Source organism: Spiribacter sp. 1M189, assembly GCF_040838345.1.
Lineage (GTDB): Bacteria > Pseudomonadota > Gammaproteobacteria > Nitrococcales > Nitrococcaceae > Spiribacter > Spiribacter insolitus.
Map to the genome: position 1 here is coordinate 1798099 of NZ_JBAKFF010000001.1, position 25967 is coordinate 1824065.

Sequence of the window (25967 nt, forward strand, 5' to 3'; positions counted from 1 at the left end):
ACGGGGGAATCAGTGACTGACCAGGGTTTCATTCGCCGTTTTCTGAACATGGGCAGGCCCAAGAAGCGTGTCACCATGATGATTGGCGATGCGCTGCTCATGGCCTTTGTTGTCTGGGCGGCCTTTGGGCTGCGCATGGGCGAGGGCTTTTCCGAGAAGTTCTACCAGTTCTGGTATCTGCACCTACTGCTGCCGGCGATCAGCCTGCCGCTGTTCTACTGGTCGGGCATGTACAACTCCGTACTGCGCCATATGGGGCCCTGGGACGTCTGGTCGGTACTGCGTGGCGTTTCCCTCTCGACGCTGGCGTTCATCGCCATTGTGGCGCTGGGCGGCCTGGATGCGGTTCCCAGGACAACCATCATCATTTACTGGCTGCTGGGCCTGCTTTTCGTCGGCGGGAGCCGCTTCATGGTGCGCGCCTGGCGTCAGCAATATGCCCGCTCGCGGGGTAACCAGGAGCCGGTGATCATCTACGGCGCCGGCTCCGCCGGGCTGCAGCTACTCAGCTCACTGATGGCCACCGGCGAGCACATCCCGGTCGCGTTCATTGATGACAACCGACAGCTGCACGGCACATTGCTGCATGGTGTGCCGGTGTATCCACCGAGCGAGCTCGACCGGTTGATCCGCCGGCTCGGCGCTCATTCCGTACTCGTCGCGTTGCCTTCGGTCTCGCGTCAGCGACGCCGCGAGATCATGGCGCAGCTCGAGCGTCACCCGGTGCATGTCCGCACGATCCCCAGCATGACCGATCTCGTCACCGGCTCGGCCCGGCTCAGGGACGTGCGGGAAGTCGACATCGAGGACCTCCTTGGCCGGGATCCGGTGAACCCGGATCAGCAACTTCTCGAGAGCTCCGTGAAGGGTCGGTCTGTCATGGTGACCGGAGCCGGCGGCTCGATTGGCAGTGAACTCTGCCGCCAGATCATCATGTTGGCGCCGCGGCGACTGGTGATATTCGAGCGTTCCGAGCTCGGGCTCTACCGCATTGATCGGGAGCTCAGGGCGCTTGCCGAAACCCACGGCCACGACTGCGAGGTGGTGCCCCTGCTCGGCTCCGTCGTGCACCGCAATCGCATGACCCACTGCATGCGCACCAATGGCATCGAGACCGTCTATCACGCGGCGGCCTACAAACACGTCCCGCTGGTGGAGTCCAATCCGCTCGAGGCGATCCGCAACAATGCCTTTGGCACCTGGCATACCGCCGTTGCCGCCCGGGATGCCGGAGTCGATACCTTTGTGCTGATTTCCACCGACAAGGCGGTCCGTCCCACCAGCATCATGGGTGCCACCAAGCGGGTGGCCGAACTGGGGCTGCAGGCGCTGGCCGCCGATTCGCCCCATACCGTCTTCAGCATGGTTCGTTTCGGTAATGTGCTGGACTCTTCGGGTTCGGTGATTCCACTGTTTCGGGAGCAGATCCGCGAAGGCGGGCCGGTGACCATCACGCATCCGGAGGTCACGCGGTACTTTATGACCATTCCGGAGGCGGCGAGTCTCGTCATCCAGGCTGGCTCCCTGGCGAAGGGGGGCGAGGTGTTCGTCCTGGACATGGGTGAGCCGGTCCGGATCCAGGAGCTTGCCCGGCGCATGATTCAGCTCAGTGGCTTTACCGTGCGGGATGAGGACAATCCTCTGGGTGACGTGCCCATCAAGTACATCGGCCTGCGGCCCGGTGAAAAGCTCTACGAGGAGCTTCTGCTCGGGGAGAACTGCGCGGCTACGGATCACCCGATGATCCAGCGGGCGCGCGAGGAGGGTCTCTCCGTCGAGCAGATCACCGATTGCCTGGAGCGGCTCGAGGCGGCCTGTCGGGGTCAGGATCCGCATTCCGCGGAGCGGGTGCTTGCCGAGTGCGTGGTCGGGTTCGACCGGCCGGGCCTGTCCCGTTCCATGGAGGGGGAGAAGCGTCGTCATCTGCGGGTCATCGCCGGGGGTGACAACCCCGGGAGCGATAAAACGGCTCCCCCTTCTTAAGCGCCGGCCAGAGGGGACCCCTCAGACCATGAAGCTACTTGTCACCGGTGCCAGCGGTTATATCGGCTCCCATGCAGTCCTCGAGCTCCTCGAGACAGGCCATGAGGTGCTTGGCGTCGATAATCTCAGCAATAGCTCGCGGGAGTCCCTGCGGCGGGTCGAGGCGCTCACCGGCCAGTCGGTGCCCTTCGTCGCGGCCGACATCCGGGACCGGGATACAATGGAGGCACTGTTGCGGGCGGACCGACCGGCCGTCTCGGCACCGCTTGATGGGCAGGACCGCCCCTTCGACGCCGTAATGCACTTTGCTGGCCTCAAGGCAGTGGGCGAGAGCACCGAGCAGCCCATCGCTTACTACGAGAACAATGTCGCCGGAACGCTGAGTCTGCTGGACGCTATGGAAGCCGCTGGCGTGCGGCGGATGATTTTCAGCTCTTCCGCCACGGTCTATGGTGACCCGGCAACGGTCCCCATTGCGGAGACCGCGCCGGTGGGCTCGCCCTCCAACCCCTACGGCTTCTCCAAACTCATGATCGAGCAGATCCTGCGCGACCTGGCCGCGGCGGACCCACGCTGGGCGGTGGCGCTGCTGCGCTATTTCAATCCGGTGGGCGCGCACTCGAGTGGTCGGATCGGTGAAGATCCCCAGGGGGTTCCCAATAATCTCGTGCCCTACATCAGCCAGGTGGCGGTGGGCCGGCGTGATGTCCTCTCGATATTCGGCGACGACTACCCGACACCGGACGGCACCGGCGTGCGCGATTATATCCATGTGGTGGATCTGGCCCGCGGGCATGTCCGGGCGCTGGAGTTTCTGGTGAACGCAGGCGTGGCTCAGACTGACCCATCAGGGCAGTCGCTACGGGCCATGGGCGATCAGGCATCTGCCAACTGCCAGGTCTGGAACCTGGGCACCGGCCGAGGCTACTCCGTGCGTGAAGCCGTTGCTGCGTTTGAAAAGGCCTCGGGGCAGACGATCCCGGTCCATGTGGCGCCGCGTCGCCCGGGTGACATCGCCGCGTGCTATGCCGACCCGACCCTGGCCCGCGAGCAGCTCGGCTGGGAGGCGGAACATGGCCTCGAGGCGATGATGCGCGATGCCTGGCGCTGGCAGCGGCAGAATCCGCAGGGGTACGAGGGCTGAGGCGATCGCCCGATGGCAGGCTTGCCTCGCAGGGAGGTTATACGTAAATTGACCAGAGTTATGGTCAATTTATGGCAAGAGAATGGATGATAAATCGGTATCGCTTGCTGACGCTAAGGCCCATCTGAGTGAACTCACCGAGCGCGCGGCGCGGGGTGAGTCCGTGGTGGTTACTAAGCATGGACGCCCCGTGGTCCGGTTCGTTGCAATCGAAACGCCGCGGCAGCCGATCGACTGTACTCGTCTGCGCGCATTGACTGATTCCATGCCGAAGACGGAGGAGGACGCGGGGCGGTTCATCCGCCGGGCGCGAGAGGGCGAGCGCTATTGATGCACTACCTGGACACAAGTGTGCTGGTGGCCGCCCTCACCAATGAGCCGCGTACTGCTGATGTCCAATCCTGGTTGATGGACCAGCCCGCCGGTGAACTGGCTATCAGCGACTGGGTCGTCACCGAATTCTCCGGAGCGATGTCGATCAAACTGCGCTCCGGCGTGCTTGAGGCCAACCACCGGGCGGATGCACTCGCCATGTTTCAATCGCTTTGTGAGACCTCGCTGATGGTGCTGCCCATTGAGCGCGCCGACTTCCGAACAGCCGCGCAACTGGCGAATCAGTATGAGACCGGCCTGCGTTCAGGGGATGCTTTACATCTCGCTGTAGTTTCCAACCACGGCATGCGGATTCAGTCACTCGATCGGGGGTTAGTCGCTGCCGCCCAGCGACTCGGCGTGAGTGCCCGTTTGATTTAAACCGATACCGATACCGCGGAGCCTATTAATGAAAGTCCTCATCACCGGCGGCGCCGGGTTCATCGGCTCGGCCCTGATCCGCTATCTGCGCGCCCGGCAGCTCGCCGAGGTGGTCAACGTCGATGCGCTGACCTACGCCGGTAATCCCGAGTCTCTCCCGGGCCTCGACGCAGATCCCGGTTACCGATTCGAGAAGGTCGATATCCGCGATCGCGAGGCCCTCGAGCGCGTCTTCCGCGAACATCGCCCCGACGCCGTCATGCATCTGGCGGCCGAGAGCCACGTCGACCGCTCGATCCTCGGCCCGGAGGTGTTCGTCGACACCAATGTGGTCGGCACCCAGAACCTGCTCGAGGTTGCCCGCGCCTATTGGGAGGCCCTGGATGACCGCCCGGACGCCAACGGGTCGAGCCCTCGCGGGCGCTTCCGCCTTCACCACATCTCCACCGACGAGGTCTTTGGCGATCTGCCACCGGAGGCCCCCGCCTTCACCGAGGCGACGCCTTATGCGCCGAGCTCGCCCTACGCGGCGAGCAAGGCGGCGAGCGATCATCTGGTCCGCGCCTGGCACCGCACCTACGGCCTGCCGGTGGTCATCACCAACTGCTCCAACAACTACGGCCCGTACCAGTTCCCGGAAAAGCTCATCCCGCTGATGATCCTGAATGCCATTGCCGGCAAGCCGCTGCCGGTCTACGGCGACGGCGGCCAGATCCGCGACTGGCTGCATGTCGAGGATCACGCCGAGGCGCTATGGACGGTTCTGCAGCACGGCCAGATCGGCCGGACCTACAATATCGGTGGAGATGCCGAGCGCACCAACCTTGAGGTGGTGGAGGCCATCTGCGGGGGCCTGGCGGCGCTGCGGCCGGCGGGGTCATCACCGGACAATGCCGGTGCCGCTGATCGGGCCCGGGCGTCCGCCAGCGAGGCGACAAGCCGCGGTGATGATGGCCGCGCCAACCCCTATCGTGCCCTCATCCAATCCGTCACCGACCGCCCCGGCCATGACCGGCGCTACGCCATCGACAGCACCCGTATCCGGCAGGAGCTCGGCTGGCGGCCGGCGCACAGCTTCGAGCAGGGCCTGCGCGAGACTGTGCAGTGGTATCTGGACCACCCGGAATGGGTCGCCCGCGTCCAGTCCGGTGCCTACCGCGAGTGGATCGAGGCCAATTACGGCGGTCGCGAGATGGCGCCATAATACGTACAATATGCTGTACGTAATGCGGAGGTTTTATGGACGCAATCAGCTATACCAAGGCACGGGCCAATCTCGCCGGCACAATGGAGCGGGTGTGTGAGGATCACGATCCGGTCACGATCACGCGCGGTCGATCGCCCTCAGTGGTGATGATGTCGTTGGAGGATTACGAGTCGCTGCAGGAAACGGCGTTGCTGCTTCGTGCGCCACGAAATGCCCGGCGGCTGCTTGAATCGGTGGCCGAACTGGAGGCTGGCGGTGGCGAGGTGCACCCGCTTGCCGAATGAGCGTGCTGCTTTCCGCAAACGCCTGGGAAGACTACCTTTTTTGGCAGAAAACCGATCGACGGACACTGCGACGGATTAATCAGCTCATCAAGGCGACCCAGCGCGAGCCGTTCGCGGGACCTGGCAAGCCGGAGCCGCTACGGCATGCCTTGGCAGGCTATTGGTCCCGGCGGATCGATTCCCAGCATCGCATGGTCTATAAAGTGGCCGATGGAACGCTGATGATCGCTCAGCTCCGTTATCAGTATTGAGGGACCGATCATGGGACTTGCACGCATCGCCGCACTGCTGACGGCCTTGATCACCGGAGGACTGCTCATGACATCCACGGCCCAGGCTTACGACTGGCTCGATCACGACATGCGCCGGCTGCATTCGAGCGAGGTCGTCAACGTGCAGGACCTTGCCGCCGATGCGCCGGCGGTGCTGTTGGTGAATACCGCCAGCCACTGTGGCTTTACCGGTCAGTTCGAGGGGCTCGAATCCCTCCATCAGGCATACGCCGACAAAGGGCTGAAGGTGATCGGCTTCTCGTCGGATTCCTTCAACCAGGAGGCCGATGACGAGGCGGCCGCCGCCGAGACATGCTTCGTGAATTTCGGGGTGACCTTCGACATGATGGCCACGGTCCCGGTGCGCGGCGCCAACGCCCATCCGATCTTCGCTGAGGCCGCCCGCCAGACGCGTGCGCCGCGCTGGAATTTCAACAAGTATCTCGTGAACCGCGATGGCGAGGTAGTCGAGGTGTTTGGCGCGCTCACCGGCCCGGAATCCGGCAAGCTGAAGCGAGCGATCGAGCGGCTTTTGTAGTCTCGATCCATGTTCTTTTTCACCAAACTGGCCGGCGCGCTCCTGAAGCCGCTGAGCCTTGTTGTCATTGCCCTGGTAGTGGGGCTGATCCTGGCCGCGTTCACGCGCTTTCGGCGCAGCGGCCTGGCGCTGATCGGGGTAACGACGCTGGCTCTGGCGCTGATCAGTTGGTGGCCGATCTCGAATACGCTGATGGCACCGCTGGAGAGGGTCCATACGCCGGTTGAGGTGGGTGCGCCCGATAACCCCACTGACCAGGCATTGCCCCGCGGCGTCGCCGCCATCGTGGTGCTGGGTGGCGGCGCCGTGGATGATCCCTCGCTGCCGTTAACTGCCCAGCTTTCCCCGACTTCCCTACAGCGGCTGATCGAGGGCATTCGGTTGTGGCGGCTGCGGCCGGATGCGCTCCTGGTGACCAGCGGGGCGTTGCCGCGGGGCCGGTCCCAGGCCGCGATCGCCGCGGATCTGGCGGTGTTGCTGGGTGTGCCGCGGGAGCAGATCCGCAGGCTGCCGGCGGCTCGCAATACCGCGGAGGAGGCGGCGGCCTACGCGGCGCTTGCGGCTAACGTCAGCGACGATAGCGCCTCAGGCGACGAGGTCAGAGGGCTCACGCTTCGCCAGCCCGTGGTCGTCAGCTCGGCGAGCCATCTACCGCGGGCCATCGCGGAGTTCAAAAGCCAGGGCCTCGAGCCTTTACCGGCGCCAACCGCCCACAGGGCCAGCCCCCAGCGCTTTGCCCTGCCCGGTGACTTCGTCCCACAGGCCGATGACCTGCGCACCGCCGAGGCGGCCTGGCACGAATTCCTGGGCCGGCTTTGGGCGTGGCTGCGGGGATAGCGCCCTAACGCCGAAACCACCAGATGATCAGCGTCACCACGACGCTGACAATAATTGAGGTGGCGAGCGGGAAGTAGAAGGTGAAGCCCTCCCGACGGACGAGGATGTCGCCCGGCAGCCGGCCCAGCCCCAGCTTGCTGATCACCGGCCAGAGCAGGCCGCTGATCAGGATGACAAGCCCGATAGTGACAAGAAGCTTCTGCATAGCGAACCCTGGGATCGCCCGATGCGTTGTGTCTGACGCCCGGCCCGGCGCGACGTCAGGCCGCTGTGGACCGCTGCACGCCGGTGTCCGTTCCCACCAGGAGCTCATCCGCCGGCCGCAGGGCGAACAGCCCATTGGTGACCACGCCGGCGATGTTGTTGAGCTGCTGCTCGCGGTGAATGGGCTCGGACAGATCCAGCGCGCGGACATCCAGAATGAGGTTGCCATTGTCTGTGGTGAAGCCCTCACGCAGTTCCGGGCGCCCACCGAGGCGGACGAGCTGGCGTGCCACGTGGGAGCGGGCCATGGGAATCACTTCCACCGGCAGCGGAAAGTCGCCCAGTGCGGTCACCTGCTTGCTGGCATCGACGATGCAGATGAAACGATCGGCGATGGCAGCGACGATTTTCTCTCGCGTGAGCGCTCCGCCGCCGCCCTTGATCATCTGAAGATGCCGATTGATCTCGTCGGCCCCGTCGACATAGATGGCCAGTTCCGAGACGCTGTTGGCGTCCCGGACCTCGATGCCGTGACCGCGCAATCGCTCGGCGCTGGCCTCGGAGGCCGCCACGGCGGCTTCGATTTCGATATCCGAGGCGGCCAGCGCGTCAATGAAGTGATTGACGGTGGATCCGCTGCCGACACCGATAACGGTGCCCGCCTCGACTTTCTCGACTGCCGCCTCGGCGGCGAGACGTTTCTGCGCGTCGGCGCTCATGGCCTGGTCTCTCCTGTACACTGAAGCCCTTTGGGGCGAATTCCCGTTCTGGCATGAAATCCTATCTACAACGCATCCTCACCGCGAGCGTCTATGATGTCGCGCATCAGACCCCGCTGACATCCGCCGTCAATCTCTCCCGTCGGCTCGGCAATAACGTGCTTCTCAAGCGGGAAGACATGCAGCCGGTGTTTTCGTTCAAGATCCGCGGTGCCTACAACAAGATCGCGAGCCTGACCGAGGCACAGCGCGAGAAGGGCGTGATCTGCTCGTCGGCGGGCAACCATGCCCAGGGTGTGGCGCTTTCGGCGAAGAACCTGGGCATTCGTGCCACCATCGTCATGCCCCGGACCACGCCGAGCATCAAGGTGGATGCGGTGCGCAACTTTGGCGGACGCGTGGTCCTGCACGGCGACAACTACGATGCGGCGAAGGCCCATGCCGAGAAACTGGTGGAGGAGCGGGGGCTCACCTACATCCCGCCCTACGACGATCCGGATGTCATCGCCGGCCAGGGCACCGTGGGCATGGAGATCCTCAGCCAGCACCCGCGTCCGATCGATGCGGTCTTCGTTCCTGTCGGCGGGGGCGGTCTGATCGCCGGGATCGCGGCCTACATCAAGCAGCTGCGGCCGGATATCCGCATCATCGCGGTGGAGCCCGAGGACGCGCCCACGCTCGAACGTGCCATGGCCACCGGCCGTCGGGTGACGCTTGATGAGGTGGGTATTTTTGCCGATGGCGTCGCCGTCCGGCAGATCGGTGAGGAGACGTTCCGTATCTGTCGGGAGCTCGTGGACGAGTGCATGCTGGTCAGCACCGACGAGATCTGTGCCGGCATCAAGGACATATTCGAAGACACCCGGACGGTCATGGAGCCTGCCGGCGCCCTTGCCGTGGCCGGGATCAAGAAGTACGTCGAGCAGCGGGGCGTGACTGGGGAGACACTGATCGGCATCAACTGCGGTGCCAACATGAATTTCTCGCGCCTGGCTCATGTGGCCGAACGCGCCGAGCTCGGTGAGCATCGCGAGGCGGTGCTGGCGGTCACCATCCCCGAGCGGCCCGGTAGTTTTCGGGAATTCTGCGAGACCATCGGCAACCGCGCCATCACCGAGTTCAATTACCGCTATGCCCATGCCGATGAGGCGCATGTCTTCGCGGGTATCGGCCTGAATGACGGCCTCGCCGAGCGTGACGAGGTGGTGGCGGCGCTGGAGTCCCGGGGTTATCCGGTCCTGGATCTCACCGAGGACGAAATGTCGAAGGTGCACGTCCGGCATATGGTCGGCGGCCGGGGCCACAACGTCGACCATGAGGTGCTCTATCACGTGCGCTTCCCGGAGCGCCCCGGGGCATTGCTCAACTTTCTCAAGCGTCTGGGGCGGCGCTGGAACATTTCGTTGTTCCACTACCGTAACCACGGTGCGGATTACGGGCGGGTGCTGGTGGGCATTCAGGTGCCGCCGGATCAGCGCGGGAAGTTCGAGGCGAGTCTCGACAAGCTTGGCTATCCGTACCGGAATGAGTCGGATAATCCGGCCTACGCGCTTTTTCTGAGCTGACGGATCTCTAGCTGAACGTTAGCCGAGTCACTGGGCGGCGCAGTGGATGCATAGCGTGGCGGCCGGATCGATCTCGAGGCGCTGGGGGTTGATGTATTCCCCGCATCGCAGACACTCGCCGTAACTGCCATCGTCGCAGCGTTGAAGGGCCGAGGCGATGCGCTTGAGCGTGAGCCGAGCGCGCTCGTTGGTCGCCTCCGCCATGGCCTGCTGCTGTAACGCGTCCATGCGCGAGAGACGCCCGACGCGGGTCTGATCAAGCTCCACCGTGGCTCGCGATGCGTCCCGCGTCTGCTCCAACGCCTCGATCTCCGAGCGCATCTGTTGCAGACGTTGCCGGAAGTGGGGGACATCCGGTTGATCAAACATGGCTTGAGATTATCACGCGGTCGTTTGTCCAGACGAAGGGAAGGCAACCACCACAGGCCCAGGGGAGGTTGCTATCCCCTTTCCGCCCCCTTGTTAACGTTGGACATAAAACCGGTGGATGCATTACGCAACGCGTATCGACGTGTTTCTCTCTTGGCCGCCGGATACATGCGACTGCCACGCGTCCGTCCGGCCTCTGGCCCCGGTCAAGCGGATGCGCCGCGTACCCCGCGCGCATCAGAGACGTATGACGTCCTGCGTTACTCTGTCCAACGTTAACAAGGGCCCGGAAGGGCATACGATCCCTCTCTCCTTGGGGCTCCCTGGCCTTCCCTCGGCTCCCTGGCTTTCCTTGCCCCCTCCCTAGTCTTCTCCTAATTTCCCCATCGTCTCTTTTCCTTCCCATGCCTACCGTTTATCTGATGCCCACCGCCGCCGATCGGGAAATGGCGTATGGGCCGACGAATGGCCGACCCGAGCATGCCAGATCATGTTTTCCTGGATCCCGCCAAAAAATCGATCCCGTCACCACTCACCAGTCGTCGGTCGTCGATGAACCCCAACCGATGGAGTGATCACGCCATGCTCAAAACCGTCGCAACGCCGAGCCTGAGGGCAATATGGCTGGGACGACAGCCTCGACGGATGCACTCGCGGCTGCTGCTTGCGCTGCGGCGGGATCTGTCGATTATCCACGCGGCGGTATCAATCGAGGACCTTGCCCTTGCCTGTGGCGACCGGCTCGAGCCACTGGCCGACGAATCCATCCCTTTCGATGATGCCGCCGGCGTTGGGGCGGCTGAGCATGCGGCTGGCGAGACCGGGATGTACTGCCTTGATGTGGGCTATGGCTGGCGGCTGTATTTTCAGTTCCATGATGGGGAGGCCCACGGCGTCCGGCTGGAGGAGCATTCGAGATGACCATCGACCCAATGACCGACCCGATGATCAGCCCGACGCCGGATGCCCTGGACGAAGATGATCCGCTTTTGCCTGATCCGGCGCTCGTCGACGACGCCGAGGCGCCGGTTCCTCCCGGTGAGATCCTCGGAGCCAGCTTCATGCTGCCGCAGGGACTGCTGCCAACGCCCCTGGCGCGTGCGCTGCGCGTTCCGGTGAACCGCATCACCGATATCCTCAGCGGCAAACGCCGTATCACGGCGCAAACGGCATTGCTGCTGGCCACTTATTTCGACACAACGCCGGAGTTCTGGCTTCGGCTGCAAATGGAGTACGATCTGCGATGCGCGCGCCGCCGTGGGCGGATCCGAACGCATCTCCAGGCCATCCAGTCCGCCAGACGTCTTCGCTGATTTGTCCTCTCCGTTGGGTTTCTGTTAGAACTGCCCCACTACATCTAGTGGAGGACGCATGAGCGCTTCGTCACCCTGCATCAGTATCTGTGAAGTCGAGAACGGTCGCTGCATCGGCTGTGGCCGAACCGAGACGGAGATCGCCGAGTGGCGCGATTATCCCGAGGAAAAACGCCTGGCGATCATGGATCGGCTGGATGAGGAGGCCGCTAACGGCGGCTGGATCGATGCCGGTGCCTTTGCGCAGGCTGCCAGCGCGACCGGCGATGCCGTACCCGCGTCAACGCCCGCGAAAGTCCAACCCAACCGCCCCGGAACAACGAATGCCTGAGCATGAGCCCAAGCGCTGCCCGCGCTGCGGCAACGGTTTCGAATGCCGGCAGGGGAGCATTCACCGCTGCCAGTGCGTGGACGTCATGCTGACCGATGAAGTGCGGGAGACCATTGCCCACACATACGACGACTGCCTCTGTCGCGATTGCCTGCAGGCCCTTGCCGCGGCGGATTCAGTCGGCGATTCGGCCGCCGACGCTGCTGGTGCCGTGGCCCCTGGCGTGGCAGCGAGCCCATCACCGATAACGACTTCAAAGCCGTCCCCGCTGATGCCGTCCCAAGTGGTCCGCGAGCGCCGACGCCAGGCACGGGATGCGGCGCGCGCCCGATCCGTCCGTCCGGAGGAAGTTCTGGCGGCGCTTAACGGTCTGCCCGGCCGCCGTTAGTCGCCAGCTCCGACTCGCCTCGGTCCCTAATGACGCACCGGAATCCGGGCTGACTCATCAGCCCTGCTCGCGATCGCCGGGTCAGTGACTCGCTATCAGGCCCGTCCGGCATCAAAATCCGTCGGCGTGTGGAAGTACTCGCTGCTACGGGCGAAATCCTCCAGCGCGTTGCGCATTGCCTCCAGTCGCAGTTCCGCCGTACACAGGGGTTTGCATTCTTCGCAGTTCGCATCGCCGCAGGGCTGATTGGCATAGAGCCAGTACTGAATGGCACCGGCGAGCAGGCCGTCGGCGATTTCCCCGAGCTCGGCATCCGGGTCGGCATCCGCCAGACGGTTGCCAAGCTCGACCGTCTCGCGTGCACCCCTTTCGTAGGCATTTTCCTGTTCAGTCATGGCGCGATTCTAGCAGCCGTCGCAGGCGACCGGGTTTTCTGGCTATCATGCGGCCTGGTTGCACTCAAGGACTCGGGAGACATCGCCAATGAACACCCTGATCAAGGATCGAGAGGCCGCCGTGGCGCAAGTACAGGGCCTGATCCGCGACATCCCCGACTTCCCCAAGCCGGGCATCGTCTTCAAGGATATTACGCCGCTGCTGGGGGACGCCGAGGGTTTTCACCTGGCGGTTGATCTGCTGGCGGATTCCATCGAGGGGCCGACTCCGGAGTACATCGTCGGCACCGAGTCACGTGGGTTCATTTTCGGCGCGGCCCTTGCCTATCAACTGGGTGCGGGCTTCATCCCCGTGCGCAAGCCCGGCAAGTTGCCCTCAGAAGTGCATGCCTGTGAATACCAGCTCGAATATGGAACCGATGCGCTGGAAGTGCATCGCGATGCCCTGCATCAGGGCGCCAGAACCCTGATCGTCGATGACCTGCTCGCCACTGGCGGGACGGCTCGCGCCACGGGTGATCTGCTGCGGCGTCTGGGTGCCGAGATGCTGGGCTACAGCTTCGTGATCGAGCTGACCTTCCTCGCCGCCCGCGAGCACATGACCGACGCACCGGTGCACTCGCTGGTTCAGTACTGAGCGGACGCTAGCGAATCAGCCGCCGGCGCGCCAGGGCGGCGCTGATCCAGTAAGTGGCGACGATATAGACGAGGATCACGCCCAGATGCAGCAGCGGCGCATCGATGCTGCCGCCGGTCATGAGCGGGCGGACCAGCATGACGACATGGGCCAGTGGCAGAAACTGCGCGCCGATCTGCACCGCCTCGGGCAGGCTCGAGAGCGGGAAAAAGACGCCCGAGAGCAGCAGCATGGGCGTCATGACCAGGGTGAAGTAGTACAGAAAGAAGTCATAGCTGGGCGACAGCGCCGTCACGATCATGGCGATACCGGCGAAGGCCAGGCCGGCCAGCAGGATCACCGGCAGCACCAGCAGGGCCTCGGGGCCGGCCACCAGGCCAAGCAGGGCGGCGACCAGGACGATGGCACTGGCGTTGATCAGGGCCTTGGTGGCGGCCCAGACGATCTCGCCAAGCACCACATCATCCACATTCATCGGCGCGGCCAGCATGGCCGCCCAGGTCTGCTGCTGGGTCAGCCGCGTGTAGGCGGAGTAGAGCGCCTCGAAAGTGGCGCCGGTCATCGCCGCCGAGCAGACGATGCCGCTCGCCAGAAACACCATATAGGGCATGGACTCGACTTCGCCGACGAACTGACCGAGCCCGTAACCGAGGGCGAGCAGATAGAGCAGCGGCTCGCCGAAGTTGCCGAGTATCGAGGGCAGCATCAGCTTGCGCCAGACCCGCAGGTTGCGCAGCCACACGGCGATGAAGCGCAGGCTGAGCTCGGGCGGCTCGCGCAGGTGGTCGAGTACGCCCATCAGTCCCTCAGCTCCCGGCCGGTCAGGCGCAGGAAAACATCCTCAAGGCTTGCCGGGCGGTACAGATAACCCGGCCCCACCAGCGCCTCGACGTGATCAAGCAGGGTGTCGCGCTCGCTCCCGTAGATGAGTACCGTCTCGCCAACCGGCTCAACGCGCAGGCCAGCGGCCACGAGCGGTGCAAGGGGATGGTCACCGGCCCCAGCCGCAGCACTGTCGCCAGCATTGCTGCCTGCACCACCCGTGTCCGCTTCATCGCGCTCGCCGCCACTCCAATGCAAGGCGAGATCACCGCGTAGCTCTACCACATGCGGCTCGATATGCTCGCGGATCAACCGCGTCGGGCTGTCGCAGGCAACGATGCGGCCGTGGTCGATGATGGCGGCCCGATCGCAGAGCCGCTCCGCCTCTTCCATATAGTGCGTGGTCAGCAGCAGCGTTCGGCCCTGCCGGCGAAGGGTCTGGAGACGTTCCCAGATATGCTGTCGCGCCTGCGGATCGAGGCCGGTGCTTGGCTCGTCCAGCGCGAGCAGTTCTGGATCATTGACCAGGGCACGGGCCAGTGTCAGGCGCCGCTTCATGCCCCCGGAGAGGCCCTGGATCGGCGCATCGGCGCGCTCGGTCAGCTCGGCAAACCGCAGCAGTTCGTCCATACGGGCCTCGACCTGTCGGCGACTGGCGCCGTAATAGGCGCCGTAGGTGACCAGATTCTCCCGTACGCTGAAATCCGGATCGAGATTATCGAACTGCGGCACAATGCCGGCCCGCTCGCGCATGGCCCGGGCCCGCTGCGGGATCGGCTCGCCCAGTACCGTGATCTCACCCGCGCTGGGTGGGGTGAGGCCCAGGAGCATGCGCAGCGTGGTGGTCTTGCCCGCTCCGTTGGGGCCGAGGAGGGCAAAACACTCACCGGCCTCGATATCAAGATCGATGCCATCGACCACATTGACCGCGCCGTAGCAACGGGTCAGACCGCGGGCAACCACCGCCGGGGCGTTGCCCGTTTCAATCGCTGCATGCCCCATGCTCAGGTGGCTGCCACATCCCGCTTGTGGGCATTGTGATCCCGCGCCAGGAGCACGTAGAACGCCGGCAGTACGAACAGCGTGAACACCGTGCCGATGCCAAGCCCCGTGGCGATGGTCAGGCCGATGTCGAAGCGACTGACCGCACCGGCGCCGGTGGCGATCAGCAGCGGCACCATGGCCATGATCAGTGCCAGCGAGGTCATGATGATCGGCCGCAGCCGGATCGCTGCCGCCTCCTCCACCGCCTTGCGCTTATCGAAGCCCTTTTTGAGCTGCAGATTGTTGGCGAACTCCACGATCAGGATGCCGTTCTTCGCCACCACGCCGATCAGCGTGATCAGCCCCACCTGGGTATAGATGTTCACCGTGGCGAAGCCGAGGGTGATGAATGCCAGCGCGCCGGCGATACTCAGGGGCACCGACACCAGGATGATCAGCGGATCACGCCAGCTCTCGAACTGGGCGGCGAGGACCAGGTAGATGACCACAATGGACAGGAAGAAGGTCACCACCAGGGCGCTGCCCTGATTGACGAACTGCCGCGACTGACCGGTGTAGTCGACGTTGTAACTCGCCGGCAGGTTCTGGCTTGCGAGCTGATCGAGATACCCCAGGGCATCACCCAGGGGAACACCCGGCGTCGGGATACCCTCCAGTGTCACGGAGTTGAGCTGCTGGAACTGATTGCGTGAGCTGGGCACCACGGAATGGCTGAGCGACACAAGACTCGATAGCGGCACTTTCTCGCCTGCGGACGTCTCGATGTAGTAGTCCTCCAGCATTTCGGCGTTGAGCCGATAGGGTCGGTCCACCTGAGGGATGACCTTGTAGCTGCGGCCATCCAGATTGAAGCGGTTCACATAGCCGCCACCCAGCATGCTGGAGAGGTTGCCGCCGATCTCGGCCATGGTGATGCCCAGATCCGCGGCCTTGTCCCGGTCGACCTCGATGGTGGTCATCGGCCGGTCGAATTCCGTGGATTTCTTCAGGAACAGAAAATTGCCGCTCTGCATCGCCTGGCCGATGAGCTCTGTTGCCCGGGTGTCGAGCGCCTCGTAGCTCGCGGAAGTCGTCAGCACGAACTGTACCGGCAGACCGCCGCCGGAGCCGGGCAGGCTGGGCGGCGGGAACACGGCGGTGTCGAAGCCGGGGTTAGGCGTGAATTTGGCATTCACCTCCTGCTGAATCGCCCCGATGCCCCGTTCACGATCCTTGTTGGGCACCATCTTGAAGCCACCGAAGACGGTATCCGGCGAGAGGCCACCGATGATCATGAACGTCTCGCTGTATTCCGGGATGCTCTCTGCCTCGTCCTGGTAGAGCTCGGCGAATTTTGACAGATAGTCGAAGTTGGCCGTCCGCGGCGCCGAGCCCTGGAAGAAGAGGATGCCCTGATCCTCGGTGGGAGCCAGCTCGCTCTGGCTCATCGTGAACATGAAGTAGTTGGACGCGAGGACCACGATGCCGAAGAACACCAGCACGCTCTTGGTATCGAGCAGGCCGTTCAGGACCCGCTTGTATCCGCTCGCCAGGCCCTCGAAGAAGTTTTCCACCATCTTCTCGAAGCGGCCCTGGTTGCCGCCGGGCTTGAGCACCTTGGAGGAGACCATCGGAGAGAAGGTCAATGCCACGATGCCGGAGATCAGCACCGCCCCCGCCAGCGTGAACGCGAATTCGCTGAACAGCGTGCCGACAAGCCCGCCCATGAAACCGATCGGCGCATAAACCGCCAGCAGGGTGGTGGTCATGGCAATGATCGGCACGGCGAGCTCACGCGCCCCCATGATGGCCGCATCGAAGCGGCTGTGACCTTCTTCGATGTGCCGGTGGACGTTCTCCACCACGATGATGGCGTCATCCACCACCAGGCCGATCGCCAGCACCATCGACAGCAGCGTGAGCAGGTTCAGCGAATAGCCCAGCGCCAGCATGATGGCCGCGGCGCCAATGAGCGAAAGCGGGACCGCGATGGAAGGGACGATGGCCGCCCGGATCGAACCGATGGTCAGGAAGATGACCACCAGGACGATGAGCACCGCCTCCAGAATGGTGGTGAGCACCTCATTGATAGAATCCTGGATGAACTCGCTGGCGTCGTAGGGCAGTGCGAGCTGGATGCCTTCCGGCAGCTGCCGGCGGAGGTCGGGCAGCTCATCGCTCACCCGGCCGGCCACGGTGAGTGGGTTCGCGCCCGGTGCCTGCTCAACGGCAATGAACACCGAAGGCTGGCCCCGATACCAGGCCGCCGATGAATAGGTCTCGGAGCCGAACTCGGTGGCCGCCACGTCATCCAGCCGGATGATCGTGCCGTTCTCCTCGCGCACGACGAGTTGCCTGAACTGGTCCGGATCGGCGATATCCGTGGTCGCCGAGAGATTGATGCGGGTATACGGGCCCTTGGTGTTGCCGATACCGGCCTGATAGTTGTTCTGCTGCAGGACCTCGCGCACCTCGGTGGCGGTGACGTTGAGCGCCGCCATCCGGTCGGGGTCAAGCCATATGCGCATGGCCGGCGAGCGGCCGAACACCCGCGCCTTGGCCACGCCGGGGAGGGCCTGGACCTGCGGCTGCAGCACGCGGTTGACGAAATCGGTGATCTCCGGGACCGGCACGTCCTCGCTGTAGATGGCGAGGTACATCAGCGCCGTCTGGTCACCGGTGCTGGACTCGATCACCGGATCCTGAGACGCCGCGGGCAGCACATTGCGCTGACTGGCCACCTTGGCCTGGATCTCGGAGACGGCCGCGTTGGCGTCATAGTTGAGCTCCATGTTGACTTCAATGGTGGACAGGCCCTGACGGCTCTCCGAGGTGATGTAGTCGATGCCATTGGCCTCGGCGATCGCCTGCTGCAGCGGCTGCGTGATGAAGCCCTGGATGAGCTGGCTGTCCGCGCCCGGATAGCTCGTGGACACGGTGACCACGGTTTTCTCGGTGGAGGGGTATTCGCGCACCTCGAGCATCTCCAGCGACCGCACGCCGGCGAGCAGGATCAGCAGACTGATCACCGTCGCCAGTACGGGTCGCTGGATGAATATGTCGGTAAACTTCATCGCCCGGTCACCTCGGCGGGGTTCATTTCCACCGTCTTGTCGATGGTCACCGGCTGGCCAGGCCGTACCTTGATCAGGCCTGCGGCCACGATCCGATCACCCGCCTCGAGCCCCTTGGTGACCGACACTCGGCCGTCACGAATCTCGCCGGTCTGGATCTGTATCCGCTCGGTGACCATGCCCTGGTCCTGTTCCTTGATCCGCAGCACGAAATCGCCGTAGGTGTTGAAGCTCACCGCGGTGCGCGGAATCGTCAGCACATTGCGCTCGGTGGGTTCGAGCAGTGTCACCCGCGCAAACATGCCCGGCCGCAGATTGCCGTCGGCGTTGTCCAGCGTCGCCCGGACCGGTATCGCCCGGGTCTGGTTATTGATACCCGTGTCGATCGCGGTGATCTTGCCGGTGAAGACCTGATCGAAGGCGCTGGTGCGAACCTGAATGGACTGTCCCATGGACAGATCCGGCAGGAACCGCTCCGGCATGTTGAAGTCGGCATAGATCGGATCGAGGCGCCGCAGCTCCACGATATCGCTGCCCGGGGCGAGGAATTGACCGACGCTGACCCGGCGCAGTCCCAGCACGCCGTCGAAGGGTGCACGAATGGTCTTCTGCCGGATCCTGGCCTGCTGGCTCTCTACCGCGGCGTTGGCACTGTCGAGTCGGGCCCGCGCCTCGTCGAATTCCGACTGCGAGATCGCCCGCTGCGGCAACAGGTCCTCGGAGCGCTCGAACTGGATGCGGGCGAGCTCCGCCTCGCTCTGCAGGCCCTGGAGCTCCGCCCGATCCACTGCCTTGTCCAGCTCCAGCAGGATATCGCCCGTGGCGACACGTTCACCCGAGTCGAAGTTGAGCGACTGGATGATGCCGGCCACCTCCGTGCTCACCGCCACGCTGTCGACCGCGGTGAGGCTGCCCACGGCGCTCTGCTGCCCCTGCCACTTCTCGCTCTGCACCTCGGTGGCAACGACATTGGCCGCCTGCGGCCCGCCAGGCCCGCCAGCCTGCATCTGCACGAAGTATTTGTAGCCGAAAATGCCCCCGAAGATTCCGCCCAATAGCAGCAGGGCGATAAGGAAGCGGATGAAGACTTTCATGGATCGGGCCCCGTGAATTGAGTGACCGGCCGGTGCGCCTGACTTGCGCCCTCCGACACTGGTGCGGTTACAAAGTTGCAAGTGTATCAGTGCGGAGGCGGATTTCACGCGGGCGGGATGGAGCCCCGCCAGCTGCAGCGTTAGGCTGGTTTCCGGGATGGATTAAACGATAGGGGAGAGGTCCATGATTCGGGATATCCTGGTCTATTTGAGTGATGACGGCCACGAGGCCGATCATGTGGCCTCGGCCGCGGATCTGGCCGCCGCCCATGAGGCCCATCTCATCGGCCTCGCCGTGGCGGAACCGCTCGCGGCCCATGCCGAATACCTTCCGCCGGAGGCACTGGAGCGCTATCGGGAGGCCTGGCAGACCCGCAACCGTCGGCTTGAACAGGTGTTTCGCGAGGTCAGCGGGCATCACGGCCTCAGCACCGAGTGGCGCTCGGTGGAGGACCTGCGGGTGGACCGCAGCACGGTGGATGTCATCGCCATGCAGGCCCGGTATGCCGATCTGCTGGTGCTCGGCCAGGTGGATCCCGACCGACCGGCCGACCTGATCCCCGCCGATCTGCCCGGACAGGCGGCGGTTATGGCGGGTCGCCCCGTGCTCGCCCTGCCCTATGCCTGGGAGCGGCGACCGATCGGGCGACGGGTGATCATCGGCTGGGATGGCGAGCGCGAGTCGGCCCGCGCGGTGAGCGATGCGCTGCCCCTGCTGCGGCGCGCCGACAATGTGCAGGTGGTGGTCGTTGGCAGTCAGCACGGGCCGCACGACCGTCATGGCGATCTGCCGGGCGCCGACATCGCCGCCCATCTCGCCCGCCACGGCGTGCCGGTGGAGGCCTCCAGCCAGGGTAGGAGCGAGATCCCGGTGGCCGACGCGCTGCTATCCGCCGCCGCGGACAGCGATGCCGATCTGTTGGTCATGGGGGCTTACGGCCGATCGCGCTTCCGCGAGATGGTGCTCGGTGGCACCACCCGCCGCATCCTCGGCGAGATGACCCTGCCGGTGCTGATGGCGCATTGATCGCCGCGCATTATGCCTGCGCTTAGAGCGTGCTGGCGGCGGTGGAAAGGGCCAGAAAGACCAGCGCCGCGCCGGTGATGCGCTCGATCCACACGCCATGGCGCCTCAGCCAGGTCGTCGTCCCGGTGGCCGTCAGGCCAATCGCCACCAGCGCATACCAGCCCGCATCCACCACCGTCGCAGTGCCGGCGAGGATGGCGACCTCGACAACGCCGGCGTCGGCCGATACGAACTGACTGAACAGCGCCAGGAAGAAGAGCGCGATCTTGGGATTGAGAAAAGCGATGGTGAAACCGTCGCGGGCCGCGGCAATCCCGCCGGCCGGCTGCCGGCCCGCATCCGGGCCGGGCCCGGGGGGCACCGGGCGCCCATCGGAGCCCGCCGCGCGCCCACCCCGCATGGCACTCGCCCCCAGCCATAGCAGATAGGCTGATCCGGCCAGGGTGATGGCATTGAAGAGGGCTTGCTGCGCGGCGATGACCGTCGCCAGGCCGAGGGATGTCGCCAGCGCGTAGCCGCCCACGCCCATCCCGTGGCTCAGCGCCGTGGTGATCCCGGCGCCGCGGCCGCGGTTAACGGTATTGCGGATGACGACGGCGAGGCTCGGCCCGGGTGACAGGGCGCCGAGGAGGCAGATCGCCAGCAGTGACAGCCATGCCGCGAACGTCATGCGTCCCCGCCCGGCCGCTGCATGGCCGCCTTAGTCGCGGCTCGCCGACATGGTCAGTGAAACCGAGTCGGAGAAGCGCAGTGCGTGCGGCTTGTCCACCTCCACTTCGACACGGCGGGCGGGGTTGTGGGCCATGACCATCTCCACCAGGTCGTTGACCAGCTTTTCCAGCAGCAGAAAGCGATTGTCCTCGACATGCGCGATCACCTGCTTGGTGATGGTCTTGTAATCGAGGGCCTCGGCCACTTCGTCGCCCCGTGCCGCGGACAGGGCGTCGTAGTCGATGCGAATGTTGACCACCACGTCCTGGCGCTTGCGTTGCTCCTCGTCATTGAAGCCGATGAAGGTGCGCAGGCGTAGATCCTTGATATGGATCTGCGACAGGGGTCGGGTGAGCCCCTCGCTCATGCCGGCCGCCGCCGGATCAGCTGCAGGAACTCGTTGCGGGTCGACACCGATTCGCGGAAGGTGCCGAGCATCACCGACGAGCTCATCTCGGCGTTCTGCTTGCTCACACCGCGCATCATCATGCACATGTGTTGAGCGTCCATCTGCACCGCGACGCCCTTCGCGCCGGTGACCCGCTGCAGGGCCTCGGCCACTTCGCGGGCGAGGTTCTCCTGGATCTGCAGGCGCCGGGCGTACATGTCGACGATGCGCGCGATCTTCGAAAGGCCGATGACCCGCCCATCCGGGATGTAGCCCACCTGGGCATGGCCAAAGAACGGCAGCACATGATGTTCGCAGAGCGAATAGAACTCGATGTCGCGAACAATGACCATTTCATCATTGTCCGATTCGAACATTGCCTCGTTAACCAGATCATCCAGCGATTGGTGATAACCCTGAGTGAGGTATTCCATCGCCCGGGCGGCTCGATAGGGCGTTTTCGCGAGGCCTTCGCGTTCGACGTCCTCGCCGAGGCCGCGGATGATCTGCTCAAAATGATGGTCCAGATCGGGATTCATCATCGATCTCCGTTCGATTGGAAGGATGCCGTTATGACGGCGTTAAGACAGGGATCTTACACAGGTGTGTCATGAATTCGACCGAAAAGGTGTCGATTGATGCGATTGATGGCGATTATGCGATGGTTGCCGTGGCGCTGGCTGCTGCGGCGGGCGGCCCGTTCCCAGGGGTTCCTCGATCCGCTTGCGGTAATGGCCCGCCTGCGCCGGTTCGGACAGCCCTCGGAGGTGGCCGAGCCCATTGAGCTGCTGCGAGCCGGCATGATTTTCCATGCCCGCGGGCTCATCAACACGCGGGTCATCCAGCACAATCTGGACTGGGTCTGGCCCTACTGGATCGAGCAGCAGTTCGACCCGGCCAGTGCTGCCTTCCTGCCAAGGGCGTTCAGCATCACCCATGTCAATCTGACCCACCGTAACTGGACGGCGGTCGGCCGGCCGGACTGCGCGGCGCTGCCCATCGTCGACCCCCGCGGTCTGGTGACGCCGCTGGATGACGGCTGGTCGCTGGACGCCTGGGTGCTCGGCAGTCGCGGCGAGACCCTGTACCCCTCGCGTCTGGATGACGTCGATCAGTGGCTGGAGATCGGCGACGACGACCTTTGTGTGGTGACCCGCGCCCGGCAGAACGGACTGTGGCTGGAGAGCCGTGCGCACGTCGTGCGCCAGGGGGATGCTTTCCGCCTGGAATGCCGCTACCGGGCAGCCGCCGAGTCAGGCGGGCGACTCGCCATCGCCCTGCGACCGTACAACCCGGAGGGCATCAGCTTTATCCACCGGCTTGATCAGCAACCGCTCGATGATCGCGCTGACGGCCCTGCCTGGCAGTGGCGTGTTCGCAACGGTGAACCGGGAACGCCGCCGGCGACGGTAGCGTTCAGCCGGCGCCCCGAGCGCATCGACCAATCCGACTATGAGACGGGTGATGTCGCCCTGGCGCTGGCCCTGGAGCGACCCGACGGCTCACCCGAGGCCACGCGCATTGACTGCGACACGGGCCTCGTCACGGCAGCGGCGCAGTTCGAGATCCCGTCGGGGGAAGTGGCGGAACTCAACGTATCGATCCCGCTCCCGCTCCCGGATGAGAACGTGACCGCCCAGGCAGAGACATGGGCCGAGGCGCTGGCGCCGGCCGCGCGACTGGATGTGCCTGATCCGGCCTTCCAGAGGCTCTACGACACGGCGCTGCGGACGTTGCTGCTCCACTCCGTCGAAGACATCTACCCCGGGCCCTACACCTATCGGCGTTTCTGGTTCCGGGATGCCGCGTTCATCATCCATGGGCTTTTCAGTGCCGGTCTGATCGGTCGCGGCCGACGGGCCCTGGCCCACTTCCCGTCGCGCCAGACCCGCGCCACCGGGTATTTCCACAGTCAGGAGGGCGAGTGGGATTCCAATGGCCAGGCGCTCTGGATCGTGGCGCGTTACCACGAGCTGACCGGGAAGTGGCCACCCGGGGCCGACGCCGACGAATGGCGCCGGGTGATCCGCCGGGGCGTGCAGTGGATCGCGCGCAAGCGGCTGCCTGCGGATACCGGGCGTCCCGAGGCCGGATTACTGCCGGCGGGTTTCAGCGCCGAGCATCTCGGCCCGAATGACTACTACTACTGGGATGACCAGTGGGCACTGGGTGGGCTGCGCGCCGCGGCGCGTCTGATGCGCGCCGAGGAGGAAAACGACTTTGCCGACTGGATCGAGCGCGAGGCCGACGATCTGGCCGCCAGCCTGCGCCGGGCGCAGGACGCGGACGAGCAGCGGCTCGGTGCTCCGATGCTGCCGGCCTCGCCGCTGCGTCGCATGGATGCCGGTGCCGTTGGTTCGCTGGCGGCCGGCTATCCTCTGCAGACGCTGGCGCCCGACGACGAGCGCCTGCTGGGGACAGTGCATTATCTGCTCAGGGCTCATCGGGTGAATGGCGGATTCTTTCAGGAGATGATCCACTCCGGCATCAACGCCTATCTCACCCTGCATCTGGCTCAGGTATTATTGCGCGCTGGTGATCCGGAGGGTCTGACCCTTATCGATGCGGTGGCTTCGCTCGCCAGCCCCACGGGCCAGTGGCCGGAGGCGATCCATCCACGCACCGGCGGTGGCTGCATGGGCGATGGCCAGCATGTCTGGGCGGCGGCGGAGTGGGTCACGATGATGCGCAATGCCTTCTGCCGCGAGGAAGCCGACGGCCTGGTGCTGGGCGCCGGCATTCAGCCCCGCTGGCTGGCGGCCCGGGCGCCATTTGGTTTTGGTCCAACGCCCACCGCATTCGGCAGCGTAACGGTGCAGGCGGAGCCGCTGGAGGCGGGTGGCCACCGGCTTTACTGGGAAATTGACGGGACGGGGCCGGAATGGATCAGAGTCGAGCGCCCCGGACGGGCGGCCATCGCACTGCCGGGTGATGCCCGCGAGGTTCACCTGCCGGAAGAACGCGCATGAAGATCGTCATGATGACCAACACCTACCTGCCCCACGTGGGCGGAGTGGCCCGTTCGGTGTCCGCCTTTACCGAGGGTTACCGTGATCAGGGTCATCGGGTGCTCGTTGTGGCGCCGGTCTTTCCGGACATGCCCGTGGACGAACCCGACGTGGTGCGCATTCCCGCCCTGCAGAATTTCAATGGCAGTGATTTCTCGGTGGTTCTGCCGGTACCCGGTCGGCTTGATGAAGCCCTGGATGCCTTCGAGCCCGACATCATTCACGCCCATCATCCCTTTCTGATCGGCTCCACCGCCATGCGGGTGGCCACCGAGCGGCGCTGCCCGCTGATCTTTACCCACCACACCATGTACGAGGCCTACACCCACTACGTGCCGGGGGACTCGCCGGCCCTCAAGCGCTTCGTGGTCGAGCTCTCCACCAGCTATGCCAACAGCGCCGATCGGGTCATCGCGCCAAGCGACAGCATTGCCGAGGTGCTTCGTGCGCGGGGCGTCGAGTCACCGGTGGAGGTGGTCCCCACGGGCATCGACCGCGACGCCTTTGCGGCCGGTAATGGCGAGGCCTTCCGCGAGCGTGCCGGTATCGACGCAGGGGCCCGAGTGATTGGCCATGTCGGTCGGCTCGCCGAGGAGAAGAACCTCGACTATCTGGGCGCGGCCATGGTCAAGGCCGCCATCCAGGATGCGAACATCCATTGCCTGGTCGTGGGCGAGGGGCCTGCCGGCGAGGGGCTGGAGGCGCGGTTTGCCGAGGCCGGCATCGCCGGGCGCCTCCATCGCCCGGGAGCCCTTGCCCTGCCGGGGCTTGCCGATGCCTATGACGCCATGGATGTCTTTGCCTTCGCTTCCCACACCGAAACGCAGGGGCTGGTACTCGCCGAGGCCATGGCGGCCGGCGTGCCCGTGGTCGCCCTCGACGCACCGGGAGCGCGGGAAGTCGTCAACGCCCAGAATGGGCGCTTGCTGCCCGCTGACTCGGATACCGGAGCCTTTGCCGATCGGCTGCAGAGTCTGCTGGCCATCGAGGGGTCGGCGCGCTCGCGGATGCAGGCATCGCTGGCGCAGACCGCGGATGCCTATTCGATCACCCGCTGCGCGAATGGGGCGCTTGATCTCTATCGCCGGAGCCTGGCGGACACCGAGGATCGCGGGCACTCCCGCGATGACGCCCGCGAGGCCTGGCATGGCAGCCTGCGACGCGTGCAGGCGGAATGGTCTGTGATCCGGGGCATGGCCCGGGCCGCCGGTCGGGCGCTCACTGGTGAGGGCGAGCCGGATCGCGGCGGCTGAACCTCTGCATGCAAGGTTTGTCTTCCCTCTCACGCTCGATCACAAAGGAGAATGTCATGAGCCGAATACTCGTTCTGTACTACAGCACCTGGGGGCACGTGGAGACCATGGCCGAGGCGGTCGCCGACGGTGCGCGCGGCGTCGACGGCGTGGAAGTGGACATCAAGCGGGTCCCTGAGCTCATGCCGGATGATGTCGCCCGGGAGGCCGGTGCCAAGCTTGATCAGGCCGCACCGGTGGCCGAGCCCGCCGAGCTCGCCGACTACGACGGCATCATCTTTGGCACGCCCACCCGGTTCGGCAACATGGCCGCCCAGATGCGCAACTTCCTCGACCAGACCGGTGGGCTCTGGGCCAGTGGCAAGCTGATTGGCAAGGTGGGCAGCGTTTTCGCCAGCACGGGCAGTCAGCATGGCGGCCAGGAGACTACCCTCACCTCTTTTCAGACAACCCTGTTCCACCACGGCATGGTGGTGGTCGGCGTGCCCTACTCCTGCAAGGCGCTGACGCGCATGGACGAGGTCACCGGCGGTACGCCCTATGGCGCGACCACGCTCTCGGATGGCGATGGCAGCCGCCAGCCCAGCGCCAACGAGCTGGAAATCGCCCGTTTCCAGGGCCGTCATGTGGCTGAAATCACCGCCAGGCTGGCGGGCGGGGAGTAGCG

General features: G+C 64.8%; 30 protein-coding genes. 19 read left to right on the forward strand and 11 right to left on the reverse strand.

The features are described 5' to 3' along the window. The first annotated feature begins 12 nt into the window (after positions 1–12). The 9 genes from V6X30_RS09065 to V6X30_RS09105 all read left to right on the forward strand — a co-directional run bounded on the left by V6X30_RS09065 (position 13) and on the right by V6X30_RS09105 (position 7018). Positions 13–1983, forward strand: coding sequence for a polysaccharide biosynthesis protein (locus V6X30_RS09065; RefSeq protein WP_367984312.1), 1971 nt, complete (start codon positions 13–15; stop codon positions 1981–1983). 28 nt (positions 1984–2011) lie between these two features. Beyond that, positions 2012–3127, forward strand: a complete 1116-nt coding sequence (gene galE, locus V6X30_RS09070) for a UDP-glucose 4-epimerase GalE (RefSeq protein ID WP_367984313.1) — start codon at positions 2012–2014, stop codon at positions 3125–3127. 82 nt (positions 3128–3209) lie between these two features. Further along, the gene (locus V6X30_RS09075; protein WP_367984314.1) at positions 3210–3458 is read left to right on the forward strand and encodes a type II toxin-antitoxin system Phd/YefM family antitoxin; all 249 of its coding nucleotides are present in this window, start codon (positions 3210–3212) and stop codon (positions 3456–3458) included. Further along, the gene (locus tag V6X30_RS09080) at positions 3458–3880 is read left to right on the forward strand and encodes a type II toxin-antitoxin system VapC family toxin (protein ID WP_367984316.1); all 423 of its coding nucleotides are present in this window, start codon (positions 3458–3460) and stop codon (positions 3878–3880) included. The genes V6X30_RS09075 and V6X30_RS09080 overlap by 1 nt, the downstream gene beginning before the upstream one ends. 28 nt (positions 3881–3908) lie before the next feature. After that, the gene (rfbB, locus tag V6X30_RS09085; RefSeq protein ID WP_367984317.1) at positions 3909–5084 is read left to right on the forward strand and encodes a dTDP-glucose 4,6-dehydratase; all 1176 of its coding nucleotides are present in this window, start codon (positions 3909–3911) and stop codon (positions 5082–5084) included. A 35-nt stretch (positions 5085–5119) separates the two neighbouring features. Beyond that, positions 5120–5371, forward strand: a complete 252-nt coding sequence (locus V6X30_RS09090) for a type II toxin-antitoxin system Phd/YefM family antitoxin (protein ID WP_367984319.1) — start codon at positions 5120–5122, stop codon at positions 5369–5371. Further along, positions 5368–5622 (forward strand): Txe/YoeB family addiction module toxin, encoded by a 255-nt coding sequence (locus tag V6X30_RS09095; RefSeq protein ID WP_367984321.1) that lies wholly within the window; start codon positions 5368–5370, stop codon positions 5620–5622. The genes V6X30_RS09090 and V6X30_RS09095 overlap by 4 nt, the downstream gene beginning before the upstream one ends. 67 nt (positions 5623–5689) lie before the next feature. Then, complete coding sequence (locus V6X30_RS09100; RefSeq protein ID WP_367984564.1) at positions 5690–6181, forward strand: glutathione peroxidase; 492 nt, start codon at positions 5690–5692, stop codon at positions 6179–6181. A 9-nt stretch (positions 6182–6190) separates the two neighbouring features. Beyond that, complete coding sequence (locus tag V6X30_RS09105) at positions 6191–7018, forward strand: ElyC/SanA/YdcF family protein (RefSeq protein WP_367984323.1); 828 nt, start codon at positions 6191–6193, stop codon at positions 7016–7018. 4 nt (positions 7019–7022) lie between these two features. Here the strand turns inward: V6X30_RS09105 and V6X30_RS09110 are convergent, their stop codons facing one another. Together V6X30_RS09110 and rpiA are read right to left on the reverse strand one after the other, a co-directional pair. Next, a complete protein-coding gene (locus V6X30_RS09110) occupies positions 7023–7223 on the reverse strand; it encodes a DUF2905 domain-containing protein (protein WP_367984324.1) in 201 nt (66 codons plus the stop codon). 55 nt (positions 7224–7278) lie between these two features. Then, positions 7279–7941 (reverse strand): ribose-5-phosphate isomerase RpiA, encoded by a 663-nt coding sequence (gene rpiA / locus V6X30_RS09115; protein ID WP_367984326.1) that lies wholly within the window; start codon positions 7939–7941, stop codon positions 7279–7281. A 53-nt stretch (positions 7942–7994) separates the two neighbouring features. Between rpiA and ilvA the strand changes: the two genes are divergently transcribed. Next, positions 7995–9506, forward strand: a complete 1512-nt coding sequence (gene ilvA / locus V6X30_RS09120) for a threonine ammonia-lyase, biosynthetic (RefSeq protein WP_367978758.1) — start codon at positions 7995–7997, stop codon at positions 9504–9506. Between the two features lie 27 nt (positions 9507–9533). Here ilvA and V6X30_RS09125 read toward each other — a convergent pair whose 3' ends face one another. Beyond that, on the reverse strand, positions 9534–9875 hold the full coding sequence (locus tag V6X30_RS09125; protein WP_367984327.1) for a TraR/DksA family transcriptional regulator: 342 nt from the start codon (positions 9873–9875) through the stop codon (positions 9534–9536). Positions 9876–10457: 582 nt separating this feature from the next. On the opposite strand from V6X30_RS09125, the gene V6X30_RS09130 reads away from it, so the two are divergent. From V6X30_RS09130 to V6X30_RS09145, 4 genes are read left to right on the forward strand one after another with little or no spacing between them, the layout of a single operon-like run. After that, on the forward strand, positions 10458–10796 hold the full coding sequence (locus V6X30_RS09130) for a hypothetical protein (protein ID WP_367984329.1): 339 nt from the start codon (positions 10458–10460) through the stop codon (positions 10794–10796). Further along, positions 10793–11188 (forward strand): HigA family addiction module antitoxin, encoded by a 396-nt coding sequence (locus tag V6X30_RS09135; RefSeq protein ID WP_367984331.1) that lies wholly within the window; start codon positions 10793–10795, stop codon positions 11186–11188. The genes V6X30_RS09130 and V6X30_RS09135 overlap by 4 nt, the downstream gene beginning before the upstream one ends. Positions 11189–11246: 58 nt before the next feature. Then, complete coding sequence (locus V6X30_RS09140; RefSeq protein ID WP_367984332.1) at positions 11247–11519, forward strand: DUF1289 domain-containing protein; 273 nt, start codon at positions 11247–11249, stop codon at positions 11517–11519. Continuing rightward, on the forward strand, positions 11512–11907 hold the full coding sequence (locus V6X30_RS09145; RefSeq protein ID WP_367984334.1) for a cysteine-rich CWC family protein: 396 nt from the start codon (positions 11512–11514) through the stop codon (positions 11905–11907). Before V6X30_RS09140 ends, V6X30_RS09145 begins: the two co-directional genes overlap by 8 nt. Before the next feature lie 95 nt (positions 11908–12002). Here the strand turns inward: V6X30_RS09145 and V6X30_RS09150 are convergent, their stop codons facing one another. Then, the gene (locus tag V6X30_RS09150) at positions 12003–12302 is read right to left on the reverse strand and encodes a hypothetical protein (protein ID WP_367984335.1); all 300 of its coding nucleotides are present in this window, start codon (positions 12300–12302) and stop codon (positions 12003–12005) included. Positions 12303–12390: 88 nt separating this feature from the next. Between V6X30_RS09150 and V6X30_RS09155 the strand changes: the two genes are divergently transcribed. Beyond that, a complete protein-coding gene (locus tag V6X30_RS09155) occupies positions 12391–12939 on the forward strand; it encodes an adenine phosphoribosyltransferase (protein ID WP_367984337.1) in 549 nt (182 codons plus the stop codon). Positions 12940–12946: 7 nt separating this feature from the next. On the opposite strand, the gene V6X30_RS09160 is transcribed toward V6X30_RS09155, so the two are convergent. From V6X30_RS09160 to V6X30_RS09175, 4 genes are read right to left on the reverse strand one after another with little or no spacing between them, the layout of a single operon-like run. Then, positions 12947–13738 (reverse strand): ABC transporter permease, encoded by a 792-nt coding sequence (locus V6X30_RS09160; protein WP_367984339.1) that lies wholly within the window; start codon positions 13736–13738, stop codon positions 12947–12949. After that, positions 13738–14763 (reverse strand): ATP-binding cassette domain-containing protein, encoded by a 1026-nt coding sequence (locus V6X30_RS09165; protein ID WP_367984341.1) that lies wholly within the window; start codon positions 14761–14763, stop codon positions 13738–13740. The genes V6X30_RS09160 and V6X30_RS09165 overlap by 1 nt, the downstream gene beginning before the upstream one ends. A 2-nt stretch (positions 14764–14765) precedes the next feature. Then, positions 14766–17819 carry an efflux RND transporter permease subunit gene (locus V6X30_RS09170; protein WP_367984342.1) on the reverse strand — a complete coding sequence of 1018 codons (3054 nt, stop codon included), beginning with the start codon at positions 17817–17819 and terminating at the stop codon, positions 14766–14768. Next, a complete protein-coding gene (locus V6X30_RS09175; protein WP_367984343.1) occupies positions 17816–18913 on the reverse strand; it encodes an efflux RND transporter periplasmic adaptor subunit in 1098 nt (365 codons plus the stop codon). The genes V6X30_RS09170 and V6X30_RS09175 overlap by 4 nt, the downstream gene beginning before the upstream one ends. Positions 18914–19097: 184 nt before the next feature. Between V6X30_RS09175 and V6X30_RS09180 the strand changes: the two genes are divergently transcribed. Then, positions 19098–19940, forward strand: coding sequence for a universal stress protein (locus V6X30_RS09180; protein WP_367984344.1), 843 nt, complete (start codon positions 19098–19100; stop codon positions 19938–19940). 22 nt (positions 19941–19962) lie between these two features. Here the strand turns inward: V6X30_RS09180 and V6X30_RS09185 are convergent, their stop codons facing one another. From V6X30_RS09185 to folE, 3 genes are read right to left on the reverse strand one after another with little or no spacing between them, the layout of a single operon-like run. Next, positions 19963–20610: a LysE family translocator gene (locus V6X30_RS09185; protein ID WP_367984345.1), complete on the reverse strand. Its 648-nt coding sequence runs from the start codon at positions 20608–20610 to the stop codon at positions 19963–19965. Positions 20611–20640: 30 nt separating this feature from the next. Next, complete coding sequence (folX, locus tag V6X30_RS09190) at positions 20641–21018, reverse strand: dihydroneopterin triphosphate 2'-epimerase (protein WP_367984346.1); 378 nt, start codon at positions 21016–21018, stop codon at positions 20641–20643. Continuing rightward, complete coding sequence (gene folE, locus V6X30_RS09195) at positions 21015–21578, reverse strand: GTP cyclohydrolase I FolE (RefSeq protein ID WP_367984347.1); 564 nt, start codon at positions 21576–21578, stop codon at positions 21015–21017. Before folE ends, folX begins: the two co-directional genes overlap by 4 nt. Before the next feature lie 108 nt (positions 21579–21686). Between folE and V6X30_RS09200 the strand changes: the two genes are divergently transcribed. Genes V6X30_RS09200 through wrbA form a run of 3 tightly spaced genes read left to right on the forward strand, consistent with a single transcriptional unit; the run spans position 21687 to position 25965 of the window. Further along, positions 21687–24008 (forward strand): glycoside hydrolase family 15 protein, encoded by a 2322-nt coding sequence (locus V6X30_RS09200; protein ID WP_367984348.1) that lies wholly within the window; start codon positions 21687–21689, stop codon positions 24006–24008. Further along, positions 24005–25300, forward strand: a complete 1296-nt coding sequence (locus V6X30_RS09205; RefSeq protein ID WP_367984349.1) for a glycosyltransferase — start codon at positions 24005–24007, stop codon at positions 25298–25300. The genes V6X30_RS09200 and V6X30_RS09205 overlap by 4 nt, the downstream gene beginning before the upstream one ends. A 56-nt stretch (positions 25301–25356) precedes the next feature. Then, entirely contained in the window at positions 25357–25965 is a 609-nt protein-coding gene (wrbA, locus tag V6X30_RS09210; RefSeq protein ID WP_367984350.1) for an NAD(P)H:quinone oxidoreductase, read from the forward strand. The last annotated feature ends 2 nt before the right edge of the window (positions 25966–25967 follow it).